At 72.9% G+C, this 8,058-nt stretch carries 8 protein-coding genes; 1 reads left to right on the forward strand and 7 read right to left on the reverse strand.

From position 1 onward, the window contains the following. Nucleotides 1–32: 32 nt before the first annotated feature. Nucleotides 33–632, reverse strand: a complete 600-nt coding sequence (locus DMH08_RS25600) for a dihydrofolate reductase family protein (protein ID WP_125618290.1) — start codon at nt 630–632, stop codon at nt 33–35. 156 nt (nt 633–788) lie between these two features. Then, nucleotides 789–1,667 (reverse strand): hypothetical protein, encoded by an 879-nt coding sequence (locus tag DMH08_RS40340; protein WP_158642399.1) that lies wholly within the window; start codon nt 1,665–1,667, stop codon nt 789–791. A 74-nt stretch (nt 1,668–1,741) separates the two neighbouring features. Here DMH08_RS40340 and DMH08_RS25605 point away from each other — a divergent pair, with 74 nt between their 5' ends. After that, the gene (locus tag DMH08_RS25605; protein ID WP_199748004.1) at nt 1,742–2,080 is read left to right on the forward strand and encodes a hypothetical protein; all 339 of its coding nucleotides are present in this window, start codon (nt 1,742–1,744) and stop codon (nt 2,078–2,080) included. 7 nt (nt 2,081–2,087) lie between these two features. Here the strand turns inward: DMH08_RS25605 and DMH08_RS25610 are convergent, their stop codons facing one another. The 5 genes from DMH08_RS25610 to DMH08_RS25630 all read right to left on the reverse strand — a co-directional run bounded on the left by DMH08_RS25610 (nt 2,088) and on the right by DMH08_RS25630 (nt 7,954). Continuing rightward, nucleotides 2,088–2,504 carry an STAS domain-containing protein gene (locus DMH08_RS25610; RefSeq protein ID WP_125618292.1) on the reverse strand — a complete coding sequence of 139 codons (417 nt, stop codon included), beginning with the start codon at nt 2,502–2,504 and terminating at the stop codon, nt 2,088–2,090. Further along, nucleotides 2,501–2,854 (reverse strand): helix-turn-helix domain-containing protein, encoded by a 354-nt coding sequence (locus tag DMH08_RS25615; RefSeq protein ID WP_199748005.1) that lies wholly within the window; start codon nt 2,852–2,854, stop codon nt 2,501–2,503. The genes DMH08_RS25610 and DMH08_RS25615 overlap by 4 nt, the downstream gene beginning before the upstream one ends. Nucleotides 2,855–2,933: 79 nt before the next feature. Next, nucleotides 2,934–3,368, reverse strand: coding sequence for an Hsp20/alpha crystallin family protein (locus DMH08_RS25620; RefSeq protein WP_026401093.1), 435 nt, complete (start codon nt 3,366–3,368; stop codon nt 2,934–2,936). A 226-nt stretch (nt 3,369–3,594) separates the two neighbouring features. After that, nucleotides 3,595–4,128: a hypothetical protein gene (locus DMH08_RS25625; RefSeq protein WP_125618294.1), complete on the reverse strand. Its 534-nt coding sequence runs from the start codon at nt 4,126–4,128 to the stop codon at nt 3,595–3,597. 22 nt (nt 4,129–4,150) lie between these two features. Beyond that, the gene (locus DMH08_RS25630; protein WP_125618295.1) at nt 4,151–7,954 is read right to left on the reverse strand and encodes an RHS repeat-associated core domain-containing protein; all 3,804 of its coding nucleotides are present in this window, start codon (nt 7,952–7,954) and stop codon (nt 4,151–4,153) included. Nucleotides 7,955–8,058 lie beyond the last annotated feature (104 nt).

Genomic DNA, 8,058 nt, shown 5'->3' on the forward strand with positions numbered 1-8,058 from the left:
GCGGCGGACTCTCCCGCGTTTCGGGCGGGCGCCTACGCGTCCGCCGCGCGGTCGTAGGTGAGGACGACCAGGCCGCTGTCCAGCACCGTGTGGTCGGCGAGCACCCAGGTGCGCGGGTCGAAAGCGGCGTCGCGGCCGAACAGCGGGACGCCGGCGCCGATGGTGAGCGGCGCGACCTTCACGACGAGCCGGTCGATCTCCGCGTACAGGGCGCCCGCGAGCGCGCCCCCGCCGATGATCCAGATGTCCTTGCCGTCCTCCTCCTTCAGCTCCCGCACCGTGGCCGCGGGATCGCCGGAGACGAGCCGGACGGCGGGGTCGGGGCTCTCGGTCATGGTGCGGGAGAACACCAGGTGCCGCAGGTGCGGGTAGGCGTCGGCGACGCCCTGCGCGAGCCCGACCTCGTACGAGCGCCGCCCCTCCAGGACGGTGTCGAAGCGGGAGCCGGGGTCGGTGACGCCCATCGCCTCCCGGGCCGGCCCGGGCAGGGTCTCGGGGAACTCGGCGATGATGTACCGCACGTAGTCGTCGGGAATCGGCCAGAACCCGCCCGGCCCCGTGGGATCGGCCCCGTCCGGTCCCGCGACGAAGCCGTCCAGCGTGGACGCGATGTAGTAAACGAGCTTCCGCATGCCGGCAGCCTCTCCTCACATGATCAAGGGCATGATCATATGGCCGCGTGCGACCCCTTCCCCGTGCCGGGCTCACCGATCCGGCGGCCGTCGCCCGGCAGGCGGCGGCGGGATCCGATTCCCTCGACCCGCGTTTCGGCGTGCTCGACGAGCCGGTCACCGCGTCGGCGGGGTGGCGCCGCGATCGAGGCGGTAGTGCAGCCTGAGCACGGGGATCGTCCAGAGGTTCAGCGCGTGGTCGGTGCGCAGGACGCCTTCGCCGTCCACGTGGACGTGGAAGCGTTCGTGGACGGGGATGCGGCGCGCCCACGCGCGCGGGCCGCGCTCGACGACGAGGTACGCGCCGTCCTCGCCCCAGCCGCCGCCGGGCGAGGCGAGCAGGAGGCCGCCGCCGGCCGTGACGTGCGGGCGCAGCAGGACGACGAGCCGCCCGTTCGGCAGCGGGAACACGACCCGGACCCGGGGCTGCGGGACGCCGGGCAGGACGATCGCCTGGTACCAGCCGCTGAACACGGTGGCGCCGGTCGCGCGCAGGCGCCGCCGCCAGGACGCGCCGAGCGTGCCGCCGTCCGCCCCGACCACCGGCGTGATCTCGCTGGTCATGCCGTGCGCGACGTCCAGCGGGCGCAGCGGCAGGGCGAGCTGCCGGAGGCGGCGGGCGAAGAGCGCCGACACCAGCCAGCCGAACGGCCACGCCCACGGCGACCACTGCGACCACAGGTCGATCCGCCAGCGGGTGGTGTGCTCGTAGAAGTCCCGCACCCGGGGGTGCAGCGCGTCCGGGTCGAAGGCCGGGCCGCTCAGGACGGCCATCGACGGGAGCAGCCCGGCGTCGGCCGCGTCGGCCGCCACGCGGGCGCCGAGGCGGGCCGCCTCCCGCGGCAGCCAGGAGTCGCCGACCCGGTACCGGTCACCGCGCGGTCCCGCGAGCCACGGCTCGTCCCGCGGGCCGACCGGGCGGCCCGTCACCCGCACCCACTGCTGCGTCAGCCGGTCGAGCGGCGCGCCGACGACGAGACCTGTCCGCTTTGTCACGTCCCGAAGAGTACGCGCGTCCGGTGGAGCCGGGGGCGACGGGTTTTGTCGGTGTACGGCGGTATGGTCCGCGTATGTCGCTGCGGCGTTTCGATCAGGCCATCCAACGCATGCGGACGGGCGACGCCCAGGTCCGGGCGGACGCGTTCGACTTCCTGCGCGAGCACGCCGACGCGTACGTCGGCGAGCTGATCGCCGAGTACCGCGCGGAGGGCGACGACGCGCTCCGCTGCCTGCTGCTGGAGCTCGTCGCCGAGGCGCGGGCCGTCCAGGCGCTGGAGCTGTTCCGCGGCGAACTGGAGAGCATGGACGAGTCGGTCCGGTTCTGGGCCGTCCGCGGGCTGGAGATGCTCGACACCCGCGAGGCGTGGCAGGCACTGGAGCACGCGGAGTCCGAGGGCCTCATCGCCTGAGCGCCCGTTACCGCGCCGAATCGCGCGTGCACGCCTCCCTGTGCGCCGGGCGGACGGGGCCGGTGCGGGCGGCGGGGCCGTCGGTGACGTGGGGGTCGAGGCCCGCGAAGGTCAGCAGGCGGCGCACGTTCGGGCGCGGGTCGCGGACGCGCAGCACGCCGCCGTGCTCGGCGAGCCGGTTGCGGGCCCAGACCATGACGGACAGGCCGGTGCAGTCCATGAAACGGAGGCCGGCCAGGTCGAGCGTCAGCGTTCGGGGGCGGGCGTCCAGCGCGCGGCCGACGGCGGCGCGCACGCGCCGTTCCCCGGCCAGGTCGAGTTCGCCGATCAGGCGCACGACGCGGCTCCGGCCGCGCCGGTACTCCTCGACGGTCAGGATGTCCGGCGGCATCGCGGTCACCGCCTCGTCGGCCGCGAGCGTCATCGCCCGCCTCCGGTGCTCCGGGGCCCGCGCGGCGCCCCGGCGAGGGCGGCCAGCCGGGCCGCGAGCTCGTCGCGCTCGCGGGTGACCTCGGCGAGTTCGTGCTGCAGCTCGATGATGCGGCGGATGGCGGGCAGCGTCATGCCCTCGCCCATCATGGTGACGACCTGCTGGATGCGCCCGATCTCGTTGCGGCTGTAGCGGCGCTGGCCGCCGGCGGAGCGGCGGGGGGAGACGACCCGGTGGTCGTCGATGCGCCGCAAGAACGCCTGCTGCACGTGGAGCATGTCGGCGACCTGTCCCACGGTGAACATGGCCGCGTGCTCGTCGTCCATCGGAAGGGGCACCGGCATGCGATCCTCTCTGCTGGTCGGGGGGCGCCGCGGGCGGGCGGCGGAGGCCGCCCGCCCGCGCGAGAGCTCCCGGTGCGGGTCAGTTCTGGATGGCCTTCGCGCCGCTCTGCCGGACGGCGACCTTGCGGGGCTTGGCCCGCTCCAGGACCGGGATGCGGACGGCCAGGACGCCGTTGTCGTACGCGGCCTCGACGGCGTCGGCGTCCAGGTGCTCCGACAGGTAGACCCGCCGGGTGAAGGAGCCCATCGGACGTTCGCGGACGAACGCGCGCTCGTCCTCGGCGATCTCCTCCTCGCGGCGCGCCGACACGGTCAGGACGCCGCGGTCGACGGTCACCTCGATGGAGCCGGGGTCGATGCCGGGCAGATCGAACCGCAGGACGACGTCGTCGGCGCGGCGGATGCCGTCCATCGGCACGGCGGCGCCGCCGGTCTGGCCGGCGACCTGGCGGACGGCCCGGTCGAACTGGCGCTCGAATTCCTGCACGAACGGGTCGATCGACGTCAGCAGCATGGTGCGCCTCACCTCCGAAGATCTCTCCCGGGCCCGTTGCCCGGGGTTCCTGTCCTTCCTGGAAGAGGAAACCTGCAACTACGATTATAGGTACCTTGCTTGCGGGGTCGTCAAACGTCTGGAGGTGCAAACGGTGCGTTCCTCTCGTCGGGGCCGTGCCCCCGGACGTACGACTCGGGACCGCTCGCGGGACGACGGCCTCGCCGCGTGACGGTGGGGCGCGGCCTCAGGACGGGCGGCGCACCGCGTCATCGCGACGGTCGCGGAGCGCCACCAGCCGTTCCCGCCACTCCTCTTCGTCGAGGAGCTCGAAGATCTCGATGATGTCGTCGACGACGACCGGGGGGCCGGAACGGAAGTCCCGCAGGAGGAGCCATTCGGCCTTCCGGGCCTCGGCGTGGCACAGGTCCACGTATCCGGGGTCGACCGGGGGGAAGGCGTTGGCGACGGTCTCGCAGGAGAGGATGTAGAGGAGGACCTGGGTGACCTTCGCGTAGACGTCCCACCCGACTCCGTCGGCGAGTCCCGCCAGGAGGGCTCGGGTGGCGGGAAGCGCCGACTCGTTCAGGTACTCGGACGTCACGACGTGCGAGGTGATCTCGTGATGGACGTCGGTGTCCGATTCTCCGCGGGGAGCGAGCAGCCGGGTCAGCAGTTCGGGCAGGTGCGAGGCGTCGCGTCCGCAGCCGCACCGGTACCCCGACCAGTCGGTGGCCGCGACGACGGCGTCCAGGAGGTCGTGTCCGGCTTCGTTGTTCATCGCTCGGCTCCGCTCGCGGTGTTCATGTGTCCCCCCACCATCCTCCGGGGGCTCCCCGGGTCCCGGGTACGAAGTTACCGCGATCGGGGAAGTCGATCTGGCACCCCTGGCACACCGGCTTCGTCACCGTGGTGAGGTCGCCGTTGTCGTTCTTCACGACCGTCACGGCCTGGGTGAACAGCACCCGTTCCGCTGGGATGCCCAACCGGTTGATGGCGTTGCCCTCGGCGCAGTAACCGTTCCCGGAGGAGGCGAGGACCGTCCGTCCGGTCTGGGTGTCCACGGCACCGACGTAGGTTCGCGACGCGGTGCGCGCCGTCCTGCTGGACGTCGCGAACTCGGGGAGCGCCCCCGTGGCCGCGTTCGCCTGCCCCTGCGGCGTCCAGTTTCCGGCGACCGGGACGTCCTGGTAGACCGGTGCCCGCCCGCCGGGGGCGCCGCGGCGGGTCGCCGGACTGGGAATGTAGGGCTGGTTTTGGTTGCCGCCGGTGCCGCACCCCTGCGCGGGGCTGAGCCCGAGCGGGTCGGTCCAGGTGGTCGGGTTGCGCACGTAGGTGTGTGGGTTGGGCTGGGGAGCGAGCCCGAGGGGGTCGGGGGAGCAGTAGGCGCCCGTTTCCGGGTTGTAGTAGCGCTGGAAGTTGTAACTGAGGCCGGTCTCGGCGTCGTGGTACTGCCCGGCCAGTCTCAGCGGGCAGGGGGCGTCCGCCGTCCCGGCGAGCGGGGCGCCCCACGCGGTCGTGGGCGGCATGGCGGTGGTCGTCCCGTCCGCGGCGACGAGCTCGGCGGGCGCGCCGGCGAGGTCGGTGACGATCATTTCGAAGCGGTGGTCGAACCACTCCTGGGGTCTGTCGACCGTGCGCGCGACCCGGGACTGGGCCAGCGGGGCGTGCGACCTGGGCAGGTACTCCCAGCTCGTGACCGAGGACGTCCCGTTCGCGGTGCGGGTCTGTTCGACGAGACGGACATCGTCCCAGGTGAACAGGTACACCTCGGCGGGCGGGCCGCCGTCCGCGCCGAGACGCTGCTTCGCCGTGCGGCGGCCGAGAGCGTCGTAGTGGTAGCGCCAGCGGGCACCGTCCGGCGTCTCGGTGCCGATGAGGCGGTCCTCGGCGTCCCAGTGGAATCGCCAGCGGTCGCGGCGCCCGGAGAGCGTGACCCGTTCCCGGAGGATCACCCTTCCCTGGGCGTCGTGCTCGTAACGGGTCCGGCCCGCCCGCCGGACGAGCGTGCCGGCGATCTCGCGCGTTCCCGTCTCGGCGGCGGGAGAGGGGTGGTCGGCCTGCACGAGGTTGCCCGCCTCGTCGTAAGCGTAGCGTTCCTCCCAGCCCCGTGCCCGGACGGCGATGATGCGGCCGCGGGCGTCCAGGTCGTACCGGCGGTCCCCGGCCAGGCGGTCGGTGATGCCCGCGAGGTCGCCGTCCGCGCGGTAGGCGTACGAGCGGTGCTGCAAGAGCCGAGCCTGGCCGCCCGGTGAATCCGGCGCGCCCCACAGCGTCTGGGACGTCAGCCGGTGGAGCGTGTCCCAGCGCTGGGCCAGCGCCACGTTCGGGCCGACGCGCCGCGCCACTTCCCGGCCCGCCTCATCGTGGTCGAAGGCGATGGTCCGCCCGCCGGTGGACAAGGCGGTGGGAAGGCCGACCGGATCGTAGGTCCATTGGGACACCACCCCGTTCGGGGTGGTGCGGGACAGGACCCGGCCGAGCGGGTCATAGGTGTAGAGGACGGCGGCGCCGTTGAAGGTTTCGCTGAGCAGGTTCCCTGCGATGTCGTACGCGCGCTTGACCGTCGCGTCCGGGTTCGCCGCCTCGGTCAGCCGGCCGAGGGGGTCGTACGCGAACGTGGCGGCCCGGCCGGCCGCGTCGCGGCGGATCAGCCGGCCGAGGCCGTCGCGGGCGAACGTCACCGTTTCGCCCGCGCCGTTGGACCGGGAAATGAGGCGCCCCGCCGCGTCGTGGCCGTAGCGGAGCGTCCGGCCGTTGAAGTCCGACTCCCCGGTAAGGTTCCCCGCGCCGTCGTAGGTGTACGTCCAGCTCCGCGAATCACCGGTGGTGACCGACGTCAGGCGCAGCTCGGTGTCGTAGGCGAACGCGAGCGTGGAGCCGTCCGGACGGGTGAGCAGGGACGGCAGGTTGAAGGGGCCGTACGCCGTGCGCGTCGTCCGGCCGAGCGGATCGATGCGCTCGATCTCGTTGCCCTCGGCGTCGTGCCGCCACCGGTCCGTCGTCCCGTCCGGAAGGGTGCGGGAGGTGAGGCGGCTCTCCGCGTCCCACGTCAGCCGGGTCACGCCACCGACCGGATCGGTGGATGCGACGGGGCGGCCGAGTTCGTCGAACTCGGTTCGCACCACGCGTCCCCGCGCGTCGGTCACGCGGACGGCGAGCCCGGCCGGGTCGGACTCGATGCGGGTGGTGTGGCCGAGCGGGTCGGTCACCGCGGTGGGCGCGCCGTTGGGGCCGTAAGCGATCACGGTGGTCCGTCCGGCCGGATCGGTGCGGCGGACGAGGGCCCCGCGCTCGTCGTACTCCTGGACCCAGACGGAGCCGTCCGGCTGCACGATGCGGACGGGCAGATCGAGTTCGTTGTACTCGGCGGAAGCCGTCAGCCCGTCGGGGTACCGGATCTGGACGATATTGCCCCGGTCGTCGTAGGAGAACCGGGTGGTGTGCCCGAGGGGATCGGTCTGGGAGAGGAGACGGTCGAACTGGTCCCACTCCGACCGGACGACGCCGCCGAGGGGGTCGGTCTCCTCGACGACCTGGTCGTATTCGTTGTACCGGTAGACGGTGGTGTTGCCGAGCGAGTCGGTCAGGCGGGTGACGCGGTTATCGGGGTCGTAGTGGAATGCGGAGTTCAGCCGGCCCTCGGAGCCCTCTCCGCGTACGGCGCGGCCGTTCTCGTCGTAGACGTAGCGGTACCGGTGGCCGTTGCGGTCGGTCCAGCCGGTGAGCCGGTGGTCGTCGTAGGTGTAGCGGACCGGGACGCCGGCGGAGTCGTACGCCTCGGTCAGATCGCCGGTCACCGGATCGTGCGCGAAGCGCCTGAGCACGGTTCCGCCGGGAGTGCGCAGCGCGGTGACGCGGCGGTCGCCCTCCTCGACCGCTACGGTATCGACGATCACCCGGTAACCGCCCGAGTGGCGGACCTCGGTGATGGCCTGGTCCTCGTACAGGAACTCGACGCGGTTGCCGTACCGGTCGGTGATCGCCACCAGCGGTAGGCGCGACCACCCGGTCTCGGGGCCCGGTGCGGGGAAGTGCCACGTGATCCCGGTATGCGGATCGGCCAGCCGGTAACCGCCCTCGGACGTGAGCATCAGCGGATGCCGCGGCCCGGCGGCCGGCATGAACTCCACGTTGGGGATCAGGGTTTGGGGGTAGGTGCGGACACTGGCGTCCGGAGCCAGGAAGTGAACCCCTTGGCCGTCGAGCTCCAGGGCGGTGTCGAGCGTCGAGGCCCAAGAGGGGCCGAAGAGCCGGCCGCTCCTGTAGGCGGAGATGTGCGTGCGGCTGAGGACCAGGGCGAGTACGCCCGGCAGCGCGAGGTCGGTCTCGGTGAGAATGACCTCGCCGGTCACGATCCCGACGGGGTCGCCGCCTTTGCACGTCCGGTCGGTGGGGCGGCTCTGGGACTGGGGGGACGTGTCGCGCCTGGGCCCGCCGCGAGGGCCGGGACGACCGCCGGCCGGTGTGCGTGTCGGGGCCGGGGCGGAGGGCGTGCCGGTGGAGGATCGGCGGCCGGGGGGCGACCGGAACAGGCTGCCGCTCATCTTGCCGAAGACTCCGCCCGCGGCGCCTCCCCGGCCACCGCGACGTCCACGCCTGCCCATCGTGGGGCTCCTTCGAGAGGGGTTCGCGCACCGGCGCTTCCGGTCGACCACCGAGCTTACGGAACTGCCTCTTACACACACCTGACGCTGCCGACGATCGCATA

Origin of the sequence: Actinomadura sp. WAC 06369 (assembly GCF_003947565.1) — a bacterium.
In the GTDB taxonomy this organism is placed as follows: domain Bacteria; phylum Actinomycetota; class Actinomycetes; order Streptosporangiales; family Streptosporangiaceae; genus Spirillospora; species Spirillospora rifamycini.

Bases quoted from the DNA above. Each gene is read 5' to 3' on its own strand.
- DMH08_RS25600 (WP_125618290.1), bottom strand. From the start codon at position 632: ATGCGGAAGCTCGTTTACTACATCGCGTCCACGCTGGACGGCTTCGTC.
- DMH08_RS25605 (WP_199748004.1), top strand. From the start codon at position 1,742: ATGTCGCTGCGGCGTTTCGATCAGGCCATCCAACGCATGCGGACGGGC.
- DMH08_RS25610 (WP_125618292.1), bottom strand. From the start codon at position 2,504: ATGACGCTCGCGGCCGACGAGGCGGTGACCGCGATGCCGCCGGACATC.
- DMH08_RS25615 (WP_199748005.1), bottom strand. From the start codon at position 2,854: ATGCCGGTGCCCCTTCCGATGGACGACGAGCACGCGGCCATGTTCACC.
- DMH08_RS25620 (WP_026401093.1), bottom strand. From the start codon at position 3,368: ATGCTGCTGACGTCGATCGACCCGTTCGTGCAGGAATTCGAGCGCCAG.
- DMH08_RS25625 (WP_125618294.1), bottom strand. From the start codon at position 4,128: ATGAACAACGAAGCCGGACACGACCTCCTGGACGCCGTCGTCGCGGCC.
- DMH08_RS25630 (WP_125618295.1), bottom strand. From the start codon at position 7,954: ATGGGCAGGCGTGGACGTCGCGGTGGCCGGGGAGGCGCCGCGGGCGGA.